The organism is Rugosimonospora acidiphila (assembly GCF_039543385.1).
GTDB lineage: Bacteria > Actinomycetota > Actinomycetes > Mycobacteriales > Micromonosporaceae > Rugosimonospora > Rugosimonospora acidiphila.
This window is the reverse complement of record NZ_BAABJQ010000002.1, coordinates 421,716-440,249: the sequence shown is the minus strand read 5'-3', so window position 1 is coordinate 440,249 and position 18,534 is coordinate 421,716. Positions and strand designations below refer to the sequence as shown.

12 protein-coding genes are annotated in these 18,534 nt (G+C 68.2%); 10 read left to right on the top strand and 2 right to left on the bottom strand.

Annotated elements, in window-relative coordinates:
- Window positions 1-85 precede the first annotated feature (85 nt).
- The 7 genes from ABEA87_RS04670 (at window position 86) to ABEA87_RS04640 (ending at window position 11,399) form a co-directional block, all read left to right on the top strand.
- A complete protein-coding gene (locus ABEA87_RS04670; protein ID WP_345626358.1) occupies window positions 86-2,800 on the top strand; it encodes an NEW3 domain-containing protein in 2,715 nt (904 codons plus the stop codon).
- A gap of 384 nt (window positions 2,801-3,184) precedes the next feature.
- Window positions 3,185-4,528 carry an ABC transporter substrate-binding protein gene (locus ABEA87_RS04665; RefSeq protein WP_345626356.1) on the top strand — a complete coding sequence of 448 codons (1,344 nt, stop codon included), beginning with the start codon at window positions 3,185-3,187 and terminating at the stop codon, window positions 4,526-4,528.
- Window positions 4,528-5,460 carry a carbohydrate ABC transporter permease gene (locus tag ABEA87_RS04660; protein WP_345626354.1) on the top strand — a complete coding sequence of 311 codons (933 nt, stop codon included), beginning with the start codon at window positions 4,528-4,530 and terminating at the stop codon, window positions 5,458-5,460. Before ABEA87_RS04665 ends, ABEA87_RS04660 begins: the two co-directional genes overlap by 1 nt.
- A gap of 94 nt (window positions 5,461-5,554) precedes the next feature.
- A complete protein-coding gene (locus tag ABEA87_RS04655; RefSeq protein ID WP_345626352.1) occupies window positions 5,555-6,487 on the top strand; it encodes a carbohydrate ABC transporter permease in 933 nt (310 codons plus the stop codon).
- A gap of 35 nt (window positions 6,488-6,522) precedes the next feature.
- Window positions 6,523-6,777 (top strand): hypothetical protein, encoded by a 255-nt coding sequence (locus ABEA87_RS04650; protein ID WP_345626350.1) that lies wholly within the window; start codon window positions 6,523-6,525, stop codon window positions 6,775-6,777.
- Window positions 6,778-6,920: 143 nt separating this feature from the next.
- The gene (locus ABEA87_RS04645; protein WP_345626348.1) at window positions 6,921-7,733 is read left to right on the top strand and encodes a DeoR/GlpR family DNA-binding transcription regulator; all 813 of its coding nucleotides are present in this window, start codon (window positions 6,921-6,923) and stop codon (window positions 7,731-7,733) included.
- 126 nt (window positions 7,734-7,859) lie between these two features.
- Window positions 7,860-11,399, top strand: a complete 3,540-nt coding sequence (locus ABEA87_RS04640; RefSeq protein ID WP_345626346.1) for a glycosyl hydrolase 53 family protein — start codon at window positions 7,860-7,862, stop codon at window positions 11,397-11,399.
- Window positions 11,400-11,489: 90 nt separating this feature from the next.
- On the opposite strand, the gene ABEA87_RS04635 is transcribed toward ABEA87_RS04640, so the two are convergent.
- On the bottom strand, window positions 11,490-12,071 hold the full coding sequence (locus ABEA87_RS04635; RefSeq protein ID WP_345626344.1) for a TetR/AcrR family transcriptional regulator: 582 nt from the start codon (window positions 12,069-12,071) through the stop codon (window positions 11,490-11,492).
- A gap of 120 nt (window positions 12,072-12,191) precedes the next feature.
- Here ABEA87_RS04635 and ABEA87_RS04630 point away from each other — a divergent pair, with 120 nt between their 5' ends.
- Both ABEA87_RS04630 and ABEA87_RS04625 read left to right on the top strand, forming a co-directional pair.
- The gene (locus ABEA87_RS04630; protein WP_345626342.1) at window positions 12,192-12,818 is read left to right on the top strand and encodes a class I SAM-dependent methyltransferase; all 627 of its coding nucleotides are present in this window, start codon (window positions 12,192-12,194) and stop codon (window positions 12,816-12,818) included.
- A 15-nt stretch (window positions 12,819-12,833) separates the two neighbouring features.
- On the top strand, window positions 12,834-13,259 hold the full coding sequence (locus tag ABEA87_RS04625; RefSeq protein WP_345626340.1) for a DUF2218 domain-containing protein: 426 nt from the start codon (window positions 12,834-12,836) through the stop codon (window positions 13,257-13,259).
- An 84-nt stretch (window positions 13,260-13,343) separates the two neighbouring features.
- Here ABEA87_RS04625 and ABEA87_RS04620 read toward each other — a convergent pair whose 3' ends face one another.
- Window positions 13,344-15,932, bottom strand: coding sequence for an amidase family protein (locus ABEA87_RS04620; protein WP_345626339.1), 2,589 nt, complete (start codon window positions 15,930-15,932; stop codon window positions 13,344-13,346).
- Between the two features lie 247 nt (window positions 15,933-16,179).
- Here ABEA87_RS04620 and ABEA87_RS04615 point away from each other — a divergent pair, with 247 nt between their 5' ends.
- Entirely contained in the window at window positions 16,180-18,534 is a 2,355-nt protein-coding gene (locus tag ABEA87_RS04615; RefSeq protein WP_345626337.1) for a fibronectin type III domain-containing protein, read from the top strand.

The window sequence follows — 18,534 nt, the reverse complement described above, 5'->3', positions numbered from 1 at the left end:
AGTCGCGCGAGGCGGCCCGACGGACGAAAGGGGCATGACGATGGCCGGGGAGAGACGCACGAAGAGGGAACGCACGAGAACCGCGGTGCGGGGCTTGGCGGCGGTGGTGCTGGCCGCTCCGATCGCCGCGCTCGCCCTCGTCGCGGGGGCACCGGCGGCGAGCGCGCACGACAGCGCCGTGGCAAGCGGTGGCGCCGCAACCGTTGCCGCCCAGCACGGTGTTACCCCGCCGCTGGGCTGGAGCAGCTGGAGCTTCATCCGGCACGACCCGAGCGCCACGAACATCGAGGCCCAGGCCGACGCCATGAAGAGCAGCGGGCTGGCGAAGGCGGGGTTCCAGTACGTCAACGTCGACGACTTCTGGTACCAGTGTCCGGGCAGCCAGGGACCGAACGTCGACAGCTACGGCCGTTGGGTCACCGACCCCACCAAGTTTGCACCCAGCGGGGCGACCGACGGCATCAAGGTGACCGCCGACTACGTGCACTCCGATGGCCTGAAGTTCGGGTTGTATGTGACCCCGGGCATTTCCAAGCAGGCGGTCGCGCAGAACACGGCGATCGAGGGCACCAGCTACCACGCCGATGACATCGCGACCACGGCGAACGAGAACAACTACAACTGCAAGGGCATGGTCGGCATCGACTACACCAAGCCGGGCGCGCAGGAGTTCATCAACTCGTGGGCCGACGAGTTCGCCTCGTGGGGTGTGGACTACATCAAGATCGATGGTGTCGGGGTCAACGACATCCCTGACATCCAGGCGTGGTCGACCGCGCTGAAGCAGACCGGCCGGCCGATTCACCTGGAGCTGTCCAACAACCTCGCGATCGGCAGCGCCTCGACCTGGCAGCAGCTCTCCGACGGCTGGCGCACCGGTGGCGACATCGAGTGCTACAGCTGCGAGTCCGGCGGCAGCAGCTTCCCGTTGACCTCCTGGAGCAGCATCAGCTCCCGGTTCAACCAGGTCGCCAGCTGGCAGCCGTACGGCGGCCCGGACGGCTTCAACGACTACGACTCGCTGGAAATCGGCAACGGCAGCGGCGATGGCCTGACCCTGGACGAGCGGAAGACGCAGATGAGTCTGTGGTCACTGGCCGCCTCGCCGCTGATCCTGGGTACCGACCTGACCAACCTCGACCCGACCGACCTGTCCCTGTTGAAGAACACCGAGGTGCTCAAGGTCGACCAGGACGCCATCGACGCGTCCCGGATCGCCAACAGCGCGACCCAGCAGGTCTTCGCCAAGAAGGAGCCGAACGGCCAGGTCATCGTCGGGCTGTTCAACACCGGTACGGCGCCTGCGGTGGTTTCCACCACCGCGTCCGCGATCGGACTGTCGGCCAGCGGCGGATACCTGGTCAACGACCTGTGGTCACACAAGATTACGGAGAGCGGCGCGACCATCGCCGCCGACGTGCCGTCGCACGGTGTGGCGCTGTTGCGCATCACGCCGAGCAAGCTGACGTTCCTCACCCCGCCGAGCACCACGCTGGCCATCGGCGGCCTGTCCAGCGCCATCGCCGGGCAACCGGTGACCGCGACCGAGACGTTCACCAACAACGGCGTCCAGCCGGTACAACTGGCCAGGCTCGGGCTGACCGCGCCGTCGGGCTGGACGGTCACCCCGACCTCGGCCACCTCGTTCGGTTCGGTAGCCGTCGGCAAGTCGGTACAGGCGACGTTCCGGGTGGTGGCGCCGGCGCCAGCGACGCTGTTCCAGGTCGACGCGCTGACCGGTACGGCGAATTACCAGTGGTACCTGCTGGTGCCGCAGAAGGTGAGCGTGAGCGCGAACGTCACCACGGGCTCACCGGTTTCGGCGCCGTACCGGACGTACTCGTCCGCGACCGACGCCCCGGCCTCGTTCGCCCAGGGCGGCCAGCAGTTCGGCATCTCCGGAGCCGGAGCTGATCTGTTCAGCGGTACCGACGGCTACAGCACCACGTACCTGTCGGGAGCAGTCGGCAACACGGCCACCCTCCAGACCGAGGTGGTGTCCCAGCAGAACCTGACGGGCTACGGCAAGGCCGGCATCATCGTGCGCAACGACATGACCGCCTCCGGCACCGGCCCCGAGGGCGTGATCCTGTTCGAGTCCCCGTCCGGGGGCATCCAGCTGGAGTGGGACAACAACGGTGGTACCCACATCAACGCGGTGACCCCGCCGAACGGCACCATCCCCGACCGGGTACCGGTCTGGCTCAAGCTGATCCGCAACGGCTCCGTGTACACCGGCTACTACTCCACCGACGGCGCCTCGTGGTCCCTCGTCGGTACCGCCGACGTACCGGCACAGGCGGCGACCCAGGACGCGGGCATGTTCGTCACCTCGCACGCCACCGGTGCACCGGCCCAGGCGGTCTTCAACAGCTTCACCGTCGATGCCACCGCGCAGGGCCCCGGCCCGATCTCGTACGAGGCCGAGTCTTCGGCCAACACCCTGGGTGGCGGCGCCAAGGTGTCCAACTGCACCGCCTGCTCCGGCGGCCAGAAGGTCGGCTTCATCGGCAATGGCGGCACGGTGACGTTCAACAACGTGACCGTGCCGGCAGCCGGCGACTACCAGGTCACCATCGCCTACCTGGACGGCTCGACGCCGCCCCGACAGGTCATGGTCAGCGCCGACGGCGGCACGCCGCAGACGCTCACGGACACCACCACCGCGGACTTCAACACCCTGGGGACGGAGACGGTGACCCTGCCGCTCGTCGCCGGAAGCAACACCATCGAGTTCGCCAACCCGGCCGCATTCGGCCCCGACATCGACCGCATCACCGTGGCGCCGGCGGGCGCCTGACCGGACGGGCTGCCGGGCGTTCACCGACGCCCGGCAGCCCGCGCCCAGGTCGAGGCCGCTGACGGACGATCGCCCCGAATCGGTTTCGGTGCAGGCGTTTCGCGCAGCCGCTGGCCGCATCCTTGGTCGAGACCTCCGACAGATGTCGAATCGAGCAGAGCGAATCGCCGACGGATGAGCCTGTCCTCGAGGCCAGGTCTGGCCGTGGCGTGCTGGCCGCTGGGCATGCCGCCGATTGCGGCGCTGTCTCGAAGACCCGCGTGATGAAACCGGAATCCGACGGAGCCTTGACAGTTCTTGTGCAACGGCAGTTAACTTCCGGAAGTGTTCGAGTCTGTTGCATGATGCTGAATATTGATGGACTACACTGTTGGAGGGCACATCATGGCGGCTCCTGATCTCCCAGCTCGGCCCGGGGCGTCCGGCTTCCCGGCTTCCCGCCGTTCGGTGCTCAAGGGCTTCGCATCGACGCTCGGCGCAGCGGCGCTTCCGGGCATCCTCGCGGCCTGCGGCGACTCCGGCGGCAGCGACAAGGGCTCGTCCGGCGGCAACTCGGTCACCTTCGGATCGAACTACTCCGACCCGGCCCCCAAGCAGGCCTTCGCCGCCCTGACGCAGGCCGCGACGACCAGCGCGGGCGTCAACATCAAAGTCAACACGACCGACCACAACACGTTCCAGAACAACATCAACTCGTACCTGCAGGGCACGCCCGATGACTTGTTCACCTGGTTCGCCGGCTACCGCATGCAGTTCTTCGCCCAGCAGGGGCTGATCGCCAACATCGACGACGTCTGGGACAAGATCGGCTCGAACTTCAACGCGGCCTCGCAGGGGCTGTCGAAGGGACTCGACGGCCACTACTACTTCGTGCCGATCTACAACTACCCGTGGGTCGTGTTCTACAACAAGAGCACGTTCACCGAGAAGGGCTACACGATCCCAAAGACCTGGGACGACTTCATGGCTCTGGTGAAGAAGATGAAGACGGACGGGCTGATCCCGATGGCGTACGCCGACAAGGACGGATGGCCGGCGCTGGGCACGTTCGACATCATCAACCTGCGCGTGAACGGGTACGACTACCACATCAATCTGATGAAGCACAAGGTGCCGTGGACGGACTCCAAGGTGACCGATGTCTTCAACCAGTGGGCCGAGTTGCTGCCCTACTGCCAGACCGGCTCGACCGGCCGCATCTGGCAGGACGCGGCCAAGACGCTGGAGAACAAGCAGGCCGGCATGATGTTCCAGGGCACCAACCAGGTCGCGGCGCAGTACGTGACCGATGGCAAGGATCTCTCTGACCTCGACTTCTTCCCGTTCCCGGAGATCAACCCGACCTACGGCCAGGACTACATGGACGCCCCGACCGACGGTTTCTGCATCTCCAAGAACGCCAAGAACGCCGCTGCCGCCAAGAAGGTCCTCGAGTACATCGGGACGGCGCCGGCCGAGGCCACCTATCTCAAGACCGACCAGTGGGACGTTGCCTTGGCCAACAACGCCAGCGTGCCGACCTACAACGCCATCCAGCAGAAGTCGGTCCAGGCGATCGCCGCGTGCAAGTCGGTGTCCCAGTTCATGGACCGCGACACCGACCCGGGCTTCGCCGACAACGTGATGATTCCCGCGATCCAGAAGTTCATCACCAATCCCAGCGCCGGGAACATCAAGACGCTGCAGGGCCAGATCGAGGCTCAGGCGAAGACGATCTTCACGAGCTGATGGTCACCGCTACCCGATCCCGTCCCCGGCGCAGGCTGCGTCAACTGTCGCGACGTGACAAGCTGGTCGCGGCGTTGCTGCTGGGCATTCCTGTACTGGCAGACGTCGTGTTCATCTGGTTCCCGGCGCTGGCCTCGGTCGCCCTGTCGTTCACGAAGTGGAACGGCATCGGCGGTCTTGGCCAGATCCAGGGGTACGGGGTGGAGAACTACCGGATCGCCGCGAGCATCGATCCGCAGTTCTGGCCCGCCGTTGAGCACAACGCGATCTGGCTGCTCGTGTTCGTCTGCTTCGCGACCCCGCTGGGCATGTTGTTCGCGGTGATCATCGACCGGAACATCAAGGGCAGCCGGATCTACCAGAGCGTGCTGTTCCTGCCGGTCATGCTCTCGTTGGCTTTGATCGGCATCATCTGGGAACTGATCTATTCGCCGAACTACGGCCTGATCAACACTGTGATCGGTCACAACCACGACAGCAACCTGATCAACTGGCTCGGCAACCCGAAGCTGAATCTCTGGGCGGTGCTCGTCGAGGCGACCTGGCGCCAGGCCGGTTACGTGATGGTGCTCTACCTCGCCGGGCTCAAGGCGGTCGACCCGGCACTGCGGGAGGCGGCGCTGATCGACGGCGCGAACGCCTGGCAGACCTTCACCCGGGTGGTCTTCCCGGTGTTGAAGCCGATCAACATCGTGATCCTCGTGGTCACGGTGATTGAGTCCTTGCGTGCCTACGATCTGGTCTACATCAACAGCCACGGCCCGGTGCTACCCGGCCTGGAGATGTTGTCGATCCTGGTGACCCAGAACATCGTGGGTGAGGAAACCCGGATCGGGTACGGCTCCGCTCTCGGCGTCGTACTGCTGGTGATCTCGCTTGTCCCCATCTCGATATTCCTCTACCAGAACTTCCGCCGAGAGGAACCAGTATGACGGGGGCGGGCATGGATCACGCGGGACCGACGACGGTGCGCGGCAGGCATCGGCGGTGGGCGGAGAAGACGGACAAGATTCGGGAGGCACAGCGATGACGGTGGCCGCCAGCCCCACGACGGTCGCCGGTACCGGCCGGAGCGGACCGGGGGAGCGTTCCGCGCGACGCTCCGGTGTCCGCCCCGGCCGGGTGGCCGCGCAGGTGTTCATGATTGTCGCGACCGTGCTGTGGATCATCCCGATCGTGTTCGCGCTGTACGTGTCCCTGCGCCCGGTATCCGACACGTCCAAGCACGGGTACTTCTCGTTGCCGCACGGGCTGACGTTCAGCAACTTCAGTGACGCCTGGACCCAGTCACAGATGCAGCAGTTCTTTCTCAACTCGGTCTGGGTCACGGTGCCGGCGGTGATCGTGACGCTGGGCCTGGCCTCGGCCGTGGCATTCGTGCTGTCGCGGTTGAACTTCAGGTTCAGCGTCGCGCTGCTCATCATGTTCACCGCCGGCAACCTGCTGCCCCAGCAGGTCATCATCACCCCGCTGTACCGGCTTTACCTGCTGATCCCGTTGCCCACCTGGCTCAGCGGCAGCGGCCTGCTGTACAACTCCTATCTCGGTCTCGTCGTCATCAACGTCTGCTTCCAGCTCGGCTTCTGCGTCTTCGTTCTCAGCAACTACATGAGAACCCTGCCGCAGGAAATGTACGAGGCGGCCCTGGTGGACGGTGCCTCGCTGTGGACCCGGTACTGGCGGCTGACCCTGCCGCTGTGCCGCCCGGCGATCGCGGCGTTGGCGACCCTGCTGACCACCTGGATCTACAACGATTTCTTCTGGGCCATCGTCCTCATTCAGCAGGGTGACAAGCGACCGATCACGTCGGCCCTGGCCAACCTGGAGGGTCAGTTCGTCAGCAACCAGAACATGATCGCCGCGGCGGCCCTGATCGCGGCGATCCCGACGCTGGTGGTCTACCTCGTACTCCAGAGGCAGTTCATCGCGGGCCTCGCGCTCGGCTCGACCAAGGGCTGACCACGGTACCGGTTCCAAGCAGAGGACACGCGTTCATGACGGACGGCGCCCTGGCGCACGTCGAGGACTGGCTGGCATCCCGGCGATCGGGTGTCATGCCGGTCCTCGACGTGCCTGGCACGTGCGAGGCCACCAGCGCCCCGGGCGTCCCACCGATCCCGCCGCCCGCCCAATCGCAGGGGTGGGCCGGCCGGTCGGGCGTGATGGCCAGTCGCTGCGTCACGGCATCCGGCTGCGGGAGCACGCTGCGTCCCGGACAGACGGCAAGGTTCTACGTTCGTGCCGAGTGACGTGGGTGGCGCACCGGTGCCGCGCGCGTCGGTGGCGCCCGGCATCGGGCGCGGTGCCGTGGTGTAGGCGCGAACGCGCAGGCGATGTGCGATGGCGGAGCCGCCGTACGCGGTGCGGCGACTTCCGGTGGCGAGGGGGAGTGATGCTCGCGCAGCAGCGGCAACAGGCTATTCATGAAATGGTGCAGCGGCTGGGCGGAGTCCGGGTCGGGGATCTGGTCCGCGAGTTCGGCGTGTCGGATATAACGATCCGCCGCGACCTGGAGGCGCTCGCCGACAAGGGTCTGGTAGCCAAGGTGCACGGCGGGGCGACCGCGCTGAATCGGCACGCCACGGATGAGCCGGGATTCGCGGTGAAGTCGGTGCGCCAGCGGCTGGAAAAGCAGGCGATCGCGGCGCAGGCCGCGGCCCTGGTCCAGCCGGGCACGGCGATCGCACTGTCGGCGGGGACGACAACCCGCGTGCTGGCACAGCTGCTGCAGGACGTGCGCGATCTGACGGTAGTCACCAACTCGATCCCGGTCGCGGAGGTGTTCTACAAGGCGCAGCGGCCGGATCAGAATCTGGTGCTGACCGGCGGCATCCGTACCCCGTCCGACGCCCTGGTGGGGCCGTTCGCGGTCAGTGCCATCCGGGCGTTGAACGTGGACGTGCTCTTCCTGGGTACGCACGGGTTCAGCCTTCAGGCCGGGTTCACCACGCCCAATCTCTTAGAGGCGGAGACCGACCGGGCCCTGGTGGCGGCGGCTCGCAGCCTGGTGGTGTGTGCCGATCACACGAAATGGGAGCTGGTCGGGATCTCGACGATCGCGCCACTGAGGGAGGCGAACGTGTTGATTACCGATTCTGGGCTTCCGGGCCCCGCGCGCAACCGGTTGTCGTCGGAGGTCGGCGAGCTGCTGGTCGCCGAGGTGGCGGCGGTGCGCGGCGCGCCGGACCCACCAACTGCCGCTTGACCACCGCCCGGCACCCGCCGCGACAGCGGCAGCCGTCACAGGGCAATGAACCACGTGAGGAGGTTCTCAGCGCCGAGTCTGTGAATGTTCACTCCGCTTGCCCACCCATCGAACCTGGGAGTTGAATTGTCACCGACATCAGCCGCGCGGCGCCGCCTGGCGCGCGCCGCGATGGTCGGGCCAACCATCGCGACCGCCCTCGTGCTGGGCACCGTGATGGCCGCGACCGCCGGATTGCCGGCGGTCGCGGGGCCGGCCCAAGCCGCAACCCTCGCTCCGCTACCCGACGGCCTGAACGTGGCCATCGGCCGGCACGTCAGCGCCGACACCGGCTCCGCGCCGGGCAGTAGCCTGGCCGCGGCGATCGACGGCGACGGCACGAGCCGCTGGTGCCCGAGTACCGTCGGACCGCACACCCTCACCGTCGACCTGGGGCGCGTCACGCAGGTGACCGGCACCGGGGTCACCTTCTCCGGGGAGGAGGGCAACGACGGTTCGTTCTACAGCGTGACCACGGGCGTGAATCGGCCGGATCAGACCCCGCTTCCGCACCAGGCGCCCGGTGACCGCAACGGCATCGTGCAGGGCCCGCTGTACCTGTTCGCCGGCTCCGCCGCCGATGCGGACACGACCGTCAAGGCGCGGTACGTGACGCTGCACTACCAGGTGCCCCGGGAGCAGAACATCTGCGTCCAGGAGTTCCGGGTGTTCTCCGACACCGCCACCTCCGACCCCACGCTCCAGCTCGGCGGCGACCTCACCGGCCTGGTCGCCGACGACGCCCAGCCCTGGTCCTCGGGCGGCACGACCGAATCCATGCTGTCCATTCTCACCAGCGGAGGAATGAACTACGGCCGCGTCCGGCTGCTGGTCAACCCCACGGACTGCGGTGCCACCTGTGCCGATCTGACCAACGGGCTGGCTGTGGCGAAGCGCCTGAAGGCCGCCGGCATGAAGGTGTCACTCGAGCTCGACTACTCCGACACGCCCACCTCGTCGGCCGCCCAGCCGATCCCGGCCGCCTGGTCGGGCCAGAGCCTGTCCACGCTGGCCCGTAGCGTGCGCGACTACACCCGGTCGGTGATCGCCGCGTTCGCGGCCAACGGCACCCCGGTCGCCGAGGTGTCCCTGGGCAACGACATCAGCCAGGGCATGCTCTGGCCCAGCGGGCAGCTGCGCTTCGGGTCCACCGGGCACGCCGACTGGTCGGGGCTGACCACGCTGCTGGCGGCCGGCGCCCAGGGCGCACGCGACGGTGCGCCCCGGGGCAAGGCCCCACTGATCCAGGTCGTCCTCGACAGCGGTGCGGACAACACCGCGTCCGTGGACTTCCTGAACCACCTGTCGAACGCGCACGTGCCGTTCGACGTCATCGGCGAGGCCTATCTGCCGTGGCGCAACGGTTCCTTCACCGCGCTGGCGGCGAACCTGCGCGACCTCGCGGCGCGGTACCACAAGCCGCTGGTGGTCGCCGAGAGCGAGTTCCCGTACGCGAACATCTCCGGATTCGGTAGCTACTCGACGACCGTGCCGTACCCGGACACCCTGCCCGGGTACGCGATCTCGCCGGCCGGTCAGGCCAGCTACCAGCGCGACCTGGTGTCGCTGCTGGCCAGCCTGCCGGGTCACGAGGGGCGCGGAGTCTTCTACTCCACTCCGGACACCGCCGGCAGCCTGGGCTGGTTCACCGCCGCCGGTGCCGCGCAGCCGGCCGCCGACGCGTTCCGGGTCGGCTCCTCGGCCACCCTCTACCACGGCCGTTCGCTCGCGCTGAGCCCGTCCGTGACCGGTACCACCGGCGCCGCCCAGCCGGCCACCGATCCGGCGGCCACCGAGCTCGCGGCCACCAACGACGCGGCGGGCGGCGCCGGGCAGCCGGACGCCGCGCCCCAGCCGGGGACGTTGCCGCCGCTGCCCGCCGGGCTCGACGCCGCCATCGGTGCCAAGGCCAGCACGCAGGACGGCGCGGCGCCGGGTACGCCGGTCGGTAACGTGGCCGACGGCGACGGCACCAGCGCCTGGTGCCCCGGCACCTTAGGCACGCACACGGTCACCATCGACCTGGGCCGGCCGGTCGACATCACCGGTACCGGCGTGACCTTCTCCGGCGAGCAGTCGGGCGACGGCGCCACGTACCAGATCTCGACCGGGCTGGAAAAGCCCGGCCGGACGCCGTTCCCCCATCAGGCGGCCGGCGCGGACAACCCCGTCAACCCCGGCGCGCTGTATCTGTTCGCCGGCTCGGCGGCCAACACCGCGGCCACCGTCAAGGCGCGGTATGTGACGCTGACCTACCAGGAGCCGCGGGAGCGCAACGTCTGCGTGCAGGAGTTGCGGGTGTTCTCCACCGACGCGCACCCGGCGGCGAACCTCGAACTCGGCGCCGACCTGTCCACCCTCATCTCCGACACCGCGACCTACACCCTCAACGGCACCAGCGAGCCGATCCTGAGCATCTTCAAGGATGGCGGGCTCAACTACGTGCGGCTGCGCCTGTGGATCGACCCGGGTAGGCCGGACTGCTCAACGGCGTCCTGCCCGAGCCTCGCCAACGACCTGGCCATGGCCAAGCAGATCAAGGCGGCCGGCATGGGCCTGCTGCTCGACTTCCACTACTCCGACACCTGGGCCGACCCGCAACACCAGAACGTACCGTCGGCCTGGGCGGGCCAGACGCTCGACCAGCTCGCCACCTCGATTCACGACTACACGCAGTCGGTCATCGCCGCGTTCGCGGCCAACGGGACACCGGTCGACCAGGCTGCGATCGGCAATGAGATCACCCAGGGGACGATCTGGGCGGCCACCTCCATCGCCGGAGCATCAGGCACCGTCGTCCCGGCCGGTACCACCACCATCAAGGTGGCCAGCACGAGCGGAATCCGGCCCGGCGACACGCTGTTCATCGACGCCGGCGCCAACCTGGTACCCAACCAGCTCACCGAGACCGACCGGGTGGTCTCGGTCGGCACGGCGGGACCGGACGGCACCGGAATCACCCTGGCCGAACCGCTGGAGTTCGACCACAACGCAACCGTGGCCGTCCAGGACGTGCAGGCCTCGGGGAAGCTGCTCTTCGACCCGCGGACCGGCAAGGCCGACTGGACGTCGCTCACCACGCTGCTCAGGTCGGCGGTCCAGGGCGCCAAGGCGGGCAACCCGGCCGGGCACCAGCTGCTCATCCAGTTGCATGTGGACCGGGGCGCGGACAACGCCACCACCGTCGACTGGTTCAACCACATGGTCGCGGCGGGCGTGCCGTTCGATGTCATCGGCGAGTCGTACTATCCCTGGTATCACGGGCCGATGTCGGCCATGCAGGCCAACCTCACCGCGCTGGTCAACCGGTTCCACAAGTACGTGATGATCGCCGAAGACCAGTTCCCGCAGAACCCGCAGGGCGGGTACGGCACCTACAACGCGGCCAACGCGAACTACCCGGACACCCTGCCGGGGTACCTGGTGACTCCGGCCGGGCAGGCCTCCTACCAACGGGACCTGAACTCGATCGTGGCCTCGCTGCCGGAGGGCAAGGGGCTGGGGGTCTTCTACTGGGACGGGGATGGTCAGGGCAACCTCGGCATGTTCAACCAGCAGCACGCCGCCCAGCCGGTCATCTACGCCAACCAGGTCGGCGCGGCCAGCCAGAGCAAACCCAAGCAGTAACCGCACCATCGTCATGCCCCGGGAGACCCGTAGGTCCCCGGGGCATGACCGTGGATGGCATCCGTGGCGACGGGACGCCCCGATCTCGCGCTACTTCCGAATGCCTGTGCGGATCCCGGTGAGGGTGGTCTGGACGAGTCGGTGGATCGCCGCCTGGTCCGGCAGGCTGGTGGCCGCGGCGAGCGCGTGCAGGCAGTAGACGGTGAGTTCTTCGGCGGGGGCATCCTCGCGTACCGCTCCGGCCGCGGCGGCTTCGGCGATCAGCTCGCGAATGAACTCGCGCAGGTGTTGATGAGAGGCGGCAACGTGTTCGCCGCGGTGGAGCATGCCCGCGATGTCGTTGTCGTGCGCACGCCGGTGGAAGATCGCTTGAGCGTAGGCGGTCAGCACCGCCTCCAGGCGTTCGGCGGCCCCCGCCGTCCGGTCGCGTACCCGGAGTAGTTCCCGCAGGTGGTCGTCGACCTGGCGGGCGTGCCAAGCGACCAGGATCGACTCGACATCGGGAAAGTACTTGTACAGCGTCGCGCGCCCGATGCCGGTGTCCTTGGCGATCTGCGACATGGTCACGCCGGTCAGGCCGTGCTGGGCGACGAGGGCGGCCGTGGCGTTGATGGTGGCCTCCCGGACGGCGTCGCGGTGCGCCTCGATCGTCTCGTTCCAGATCCTCGGCATGTCGCCCATCGTACTCAATGACTCCGGTTAGACAGATGACTTGACAGCGACAATGTGTATTGAAAAACTGGCGCTGCTTCCACCCAGCCGAGAGGCACAGCTGACCGAAGGAGCCTCGCCATGCCCGAACTGCCGTCCCATCAGGACACCGGTCCCGCCGGGCCGCAGACCCCGATCGCCAGTGCGTACCGTGGGCGTCCGCCATGGGAGATCGGCGCCGCGCAGCCGGCGCTGTTCGAGCTGGCAGAACGCGGCGCGCTGCGCGGGCGGGTGCTGGATGTCGGGTGCGGGACCGGGGAGCACACCCTGATGGCCGCGGCGGCCGGCCTGGACGCCACGGGCATCGATCGCGCCGCCGAGGCGCTGGCGGTCGCCGGGTGCAAGGCGCGGGAGCGCGGCCTGACCGCACGGTTCGTTCAGCACGACGCGCTGCGCCTGGCGGAGCTGACTGACAGGTTCGACACCGCCCTGGACTCCCTCTTCCTGCATGCGCTGACTCCTGCGGACCGATCCCGCTACGTCGATGGTCTGCGAACGGTTCTGGTGCCCGGAGGCCGGTTGTTCGCACTCTGCTACAGCGACCGGCACGCCACCGAACCGATCCCGCCGCACGCGATGTCCAGAGGCGACCTCGAATCCTGCTTCGCCGATGGATGGACCGTGGACTCCATCCAGGCCACAACCAGCATGTCGACCGTGCACCCGGGCGGCGTCGTCGCCTGGCTGGCCGCCTGCACGAGGCTCTAGGAAAGGGAATCAGCCATGTTCTCCGCCGAAGCGCGCATCCGTACCGATCGCCCCGGCCGCTACCTCACCCAGTTGTGCGGGCACACCGCCCAGCTCAGCGTCCTTCTTCCCCACAAACGGAACCACACCCACAACCACGAGCACGGCGAGGACATCGCGGCGATGCCGCGCCGTGCCGAGTGCTCCGACACCGAGGGGGTCATCGAATTCGACCGCGGACGCTGCACGCTGCTCGCCACCGGCGAGGAACTTGTCTTGCTGGCCGAGGCCGACGACCAGCAGCAGTTGCGGCTGATGCAGGACGCCATCGCCGCACGGATGCGGCGCATCGGCCGCCGCGACCAGTTGAACCTCACCTGGCAGACGCGATCCGCCCGGCCGGGCCTTGAAACCGGCGCGCCGCGGCGATCACCGGGCATCGACGACATCATGACGGCTTGAGGTGTACCCGAGCCGGTGACGACCCGGCGGGTGGCGAGGCCGGAGACTGCGTTTCCGATCGCCACCCGCCACGTGCTGGTCAGGTCAGGTCGCCTTCTTCCATGGGCCGTACGGGTCGCCGGGCGCCTGGTTGCGGGTCCACCACTGGGCGATGTACGTGACGCCCTGGTAGACGGCCTTGTCCCCGGTGTTGAAGACCCGTGACGGGGTCCACAGCGCGGTGCCGTCGGGGGTGGTGGTCATCTGCATCCACGGACCGTAGGGGTCGCCGGGCTTCTGGTTCTGCGTCCACCACTGTGATTGCCAGACCGAGTTCTGGTACCAGACCCGGTCGCCGTTGTCGTAGACCGTCGGCGCGTTCCAGTCGGCGAGGACCTCCACCGGCGTGGACCCGAGGCCGGTGGTCGTGGTGGGCTTGTCGGCGGCGTCGACGGTCACCAGGCTGGGCAGCGAGACAGCCGTGGTACCCGCCCCGACCGCCTTGAAGGTCAGCGTGGCGAGGTCGACCTCGCCTGAGGCGGGCGGCGAGGAGCCGAGCTTGGTGTGGATCACCGAGACCTGGCCGGGCTTAGTCTGGTCGTAGGTGGCGCCGCTGACGTCCGTGCCGGCGCTGCCGGGGACGTACGCGAGAACCTTCGGGTCGTAGCCGATGGCGAGGTCGTACGCGTAGAGGTCCGAGGCCGCCTTCGCCTTGACCGTGACGGTCACGGTGGCGCCCTTCTCGGCGTGCGCGGTCGAGGCCGTCACGGTCACGCCGCCGGTCGTGGCCGGCCCGGTCGCGACGGGTGAGGTGGCGGCGTCGGTGCCCGGCAGGGCCGGGTAGAGCGGCGGGGTGGTGCGGTGGTGGGTTGCCTGCTCGTAGGAGTAGGCGAGCCCGATGAGCTGACCTTCGTCGTACTTGCGGCCGAGCATCTCGAGGTTGACGCCGGCGCCGGCCACGGCGGCCGAACCGTCGAGCGCCGGATCGGACTGGCCCATCGGCAGGGTGATCGCGGGCATGCCGGTGTTGGGGCTGAGCCGCAGGTTGTTGCCTTGAGTCGTGTACTGGCCGGCCGTCGGGTAGATCAGCGCGTCGAGGTGCCCGGCGTCGAGGTCGGTGGTCATCTTCTGCAGGCTGCTGGCGATATCGGCGGTGTGCTGGGTCAGCCAGGCCTGGTACTGGGCGTCGGTGATGTTGTCGCGGGTGCGGTACTGGGAGGAGTAGTCGGGTGAGACGAGGTTGTCGCGCACGATGTCGTCGAGGCTGCGGTCGGTGACGCCCGGGCCGGCGTGGGCCGCGAGGTACTCGTTCAGGTCGGTCTTGAACTCGTCGGTGCTGCCGCTGGAGATGCTGCCGATGGCCGCGATGTCGGAGACCACGGTGGGCTCGTCCGGGTCGGCCGACAGGTCGATGACGGTCGCGCCCTGCGCCTGCAGGTCGGCGACGGACTGGGTGAACAGCCGTTTGACGACCGGGTTGGTGCCGACCAGCGAGGGCAGGTAGCCCAGCCGGGCTCCCTGGAGGGCGTGCGGGTCGAGATACGACGTGTACGACACCGGTACCTTGCCCTGCTGCCCCGCGGTCACCGGGTCGTTCGGGTCCATGCCGGTGACCGCGTCGAGGGCGATCGCGGCGTCGGACACCGAGCGGGCGATCGGGCCGCCGCTGTCCTGGGTGAGTGCCAGCGGGACGATCCCGTCCCGGCTGGTCAGGCCGACCGTCGGGCGGATGCCGACGAGTTGGTTGTAGGAGCTGGGGTCGCGGATCGAGCCGCCGGTGTCGGTGCCGAAGCCGATGCCGGCCAGGTTGGCGGAGATCGAGGCGCCGGTCCCACCGCTCGACCCACCCGCCGTGCGAGTGAGGTTGTACGGGCTGTACACCTTGATCGAGGGGCCCATCGTGCCGTCGGCCTGGCGGGTACCCACGGAGTACTCCGAGCTGAACCCGGTCGCAAACTCGTCGAGGCTGGCCTTGCCGAGGATGATCGCGCCGGCGTCGCGCAGGCCGGTGACCATGAAGGCGTCATTCGCTGGCTGGTTGTCCGCCAGGCACTCGCAGCCGGCGGTGGTCGGCATGTCGGTGGTGTCGTAGTTGTCCTTGAGGACCACCGGGATGCCGTCGAGCATGCCCCGCGACTGCCCGGCCGCACGCCGTGCGTCGCTCGTCGCGGCCTCGGCGAGCGCCTGCGGGGCCGTGGCGAGGATCGAGTTGAGTCCGTGATCGGTGCCGCCCGCCGCGGTGTGGTCGTACGCCGCGATCCGGTTGAGGTAGTCCTGGGTGATCGCCACCGAGCTGGTCACGCCGGCGTTCATCGCCTTCTGCATGTCCAGCGCGGACGCCTCGACGAGGTCGAACGGCCCGTCGTCGTAGATCATGCGCTGTGCCATGCCGGCGACGTCGGTCACCGTGATCGCGCCGTCGCCGTCGTAGTCGGCGGCGGAGACGGCCGCGTACGCGGACTGGCCCCGCCCGGCGCCGAGTGCGCCGGTGAGCTTGTCGAGGTCGGCCTTGTCGATATCGGGTGATCCGATGAGGTTGCCCTGGGTGTAGTACGGCGCGAGGTATGGGTAGCCTTGCGCGGTCGCGGGTGCGCTAGCGACCGCTGGGCTGGGCGCGACACTGGTCACGAGGACCGTCGCGCCCAGGATGACCGCGCCGGCCAACCCCGCGCGCGATCGGTGAGTTCGCCTCACTCTTGCTCCCTCCACTTTCGTCAGAAAGGTCTGACGGGCCAGACGCTAGGGAGATCGAATGTTCGATCCGTGTCGATCATGTTACGGAATGATCACTTGGCCCACCGCGATCAACGCCGTGACCGCTGGCCGCGCTAACGGTCGCCTGTCCGATCTGTGACAATGGTCGGCCGCAACTGCGCATTGAATGCAATATCTCGCTACATCTATGGTGATCGAGGCCGATTACCGTCGCGGGGGTGGGTAAATGCGCCATCGGTACCTTGGCAAGGCCGTGCTGGCGGCTGCGGTCGTCGTTTCGCTGGTGGCCACCGGCGCCTGGGTGAATCCATCAGCCGCCCACGCCGACGTTGCGCAGCCGGCGCCGGGTGGCTGTGCCGGCATGACCGTGCCGGAGGAAAACCATTCCTCCATCCGGCTGCGGGTCGACCAGCCGGGAAGCGGCGCCCAGGTCAGCGTTGACGAGCAGGGCCGGATCGCGGTCGGTGGCATCCTGCACAAGCAGGCGACGATGGTCGATGTCTCGGACGAGCAGGTGGCGACCGCCGACTTCACCATCGGTCCGCGACCGGACGGGGTGGCGGCCTGGGCCGTGTCGTGGAGCACCGGCCTGCGCCCGCCGCACCTGGGCGACAACCAGGTGTGCGTGCGAGCCAAGCGCGACCCCAAGCGAACCGCCAGGATCCTGCGCTCCTTCACCGTGGTCGACCTGATCCCGCCGAGCGACGTACCCGGCCTGACCGTCGGCGAAGTCACGTCGAGCGGCGCCGTGGTCAGCTGGGGCGCGGCCACCGACAACTACGGCCTGGCCGGATACGAGGTGTCCGTCGACGGCGGAAGCCCCCATCGGACCACGGTGGGCACCCGCTCGTACACCGTCACCGGGCTGGCGCCCTCGACCGGCCACACCGTCTCGGTCGTCGCCGTCGACCTGGCCGGCAACACCTCAAAGACCCCCGCCACGGCGTCGTTCGCCACGGCCGCGCCGCCGCCGCCGCCCAACGCCAACCTGACCATCACGCCGGAGGAGGGCGGCGCCACCGCCGTCTGGCAGCCCGATCCCGCCACCGACGTCTCCTACCGGGCCTTCCTGGACGGCCAGCCGATCGCCGAGTTTCCGCTCGACCAGTACTGCCAGGACGCCAACGGCAACCCGGCCAGTACGTGCACCACCCAGGACACCATCAGCTTCATCATCGAGCCGCTCGACGAAGGCACGCCGTACGTGTTCCGGGTCGACGCCCTGCGTGCCGACGGCACCCAATCGCGGAGCATCTCCGGCTCGTTCAGCACCACGACGAGCGCCTCCCTGGTACCGGCCGATACCCGGCAGATGGACGCGAGCGAGACCTCGCGCTGCGCCGCGATGGGCGGCGACTTCTACGTCGCGTCAAGCAGCCGTGCCGGGGTACCGATCCCCGGCGGCAGCACGCAGATCTTCGTCGGCTGCTACAAGGCCGCCAACGACGGCTGCATCCGGGGTTTCCTGCCGCCGTCAGGAAACAAGGTGATCAACTGTTCGGACGACGTCACCACCCTGCTCACCACCGTGGCGCCGCCCGGTCACGGTCCGATCATCTCGTCGATGGACGTCATCCCGAGTGCCGGCGTTGCCAAGCCGGCCTTCGCACCCTCGACGCTGATCGAACCAATCACCTGGTGCGAGGAGGGCGCGTGCGCGCTGCTGCTGGCGCCCGCGGAGGAGGCGGTGGAGGTTTCGGTCCTCGCGTCCATCGCGGCCGCCGCCTCCACCTTCCTCGTCGTCACCGCCGTGGGCATCGGCATCGGACTCGTCCTCAGCGCCCTGCTCGCGATCCTGTTCCCCACGGAGATCGGCATCGGTGGGGTGCTGGAGTACCCGATCTCGCCCGACACCGACTTCGACACCTTCGACAATTGGGGCGCGGACGAGGGCATCTGGTACAACAGCCTGAAGTTGTATGCCGAGGTGGTCAAGACCACGAAGGAACTGACCGGTACCTACGGCCTTCCCTTCGCCTGGAACGACCAGTCCGACTCGCAGCTCAAGGTGGCGGTCGACGAGGCATGCACCGCCCAGCAATCCGGTAACTTCCCCAGCGGCTGCGGCACGAACTTCGCCGTGTACGTGCCCGGCGGGGTGAACTACCGGTTCCGGCCGATGAACCAGACTGGCACGCATATCGTTTCCGCGATAGCGGGCAACGGGGGCCTCCCGCAGCCACCGGGGCGGTCGGTCTGGTACTACCCGGCGCGCAGCCTGGGCGGCCAGGCCGCGATCAGCGCGGGCTTCCAGCGCAACTGGTTCGACAGCGACTCGCGCTTCACGCCGAACGCGTGCACCGGTCGGGCGGCCGGTACGACGTGTGACGAGTTCCCGTTCTGGTCCACCAACCAGGCGGTCAACCTCTCCGGCCTGGTTGCCGATATCAAACCGGTACCCACCACGGAGTCGCTGCCCCAGGCCAGTGACATCTCCGGGTTCTATAGTCAGTGCGGCGTGAAGGACAACGAAAGGTTCATCGTGTTGCCGGTGAAGCCCTGGGTCGACGCGGGTGGACCGAGCTTCGGGTTCCGGGTCAGCGACGGCGGCGCCAGCATCTGCATGGCGCCCAGGCCCTGA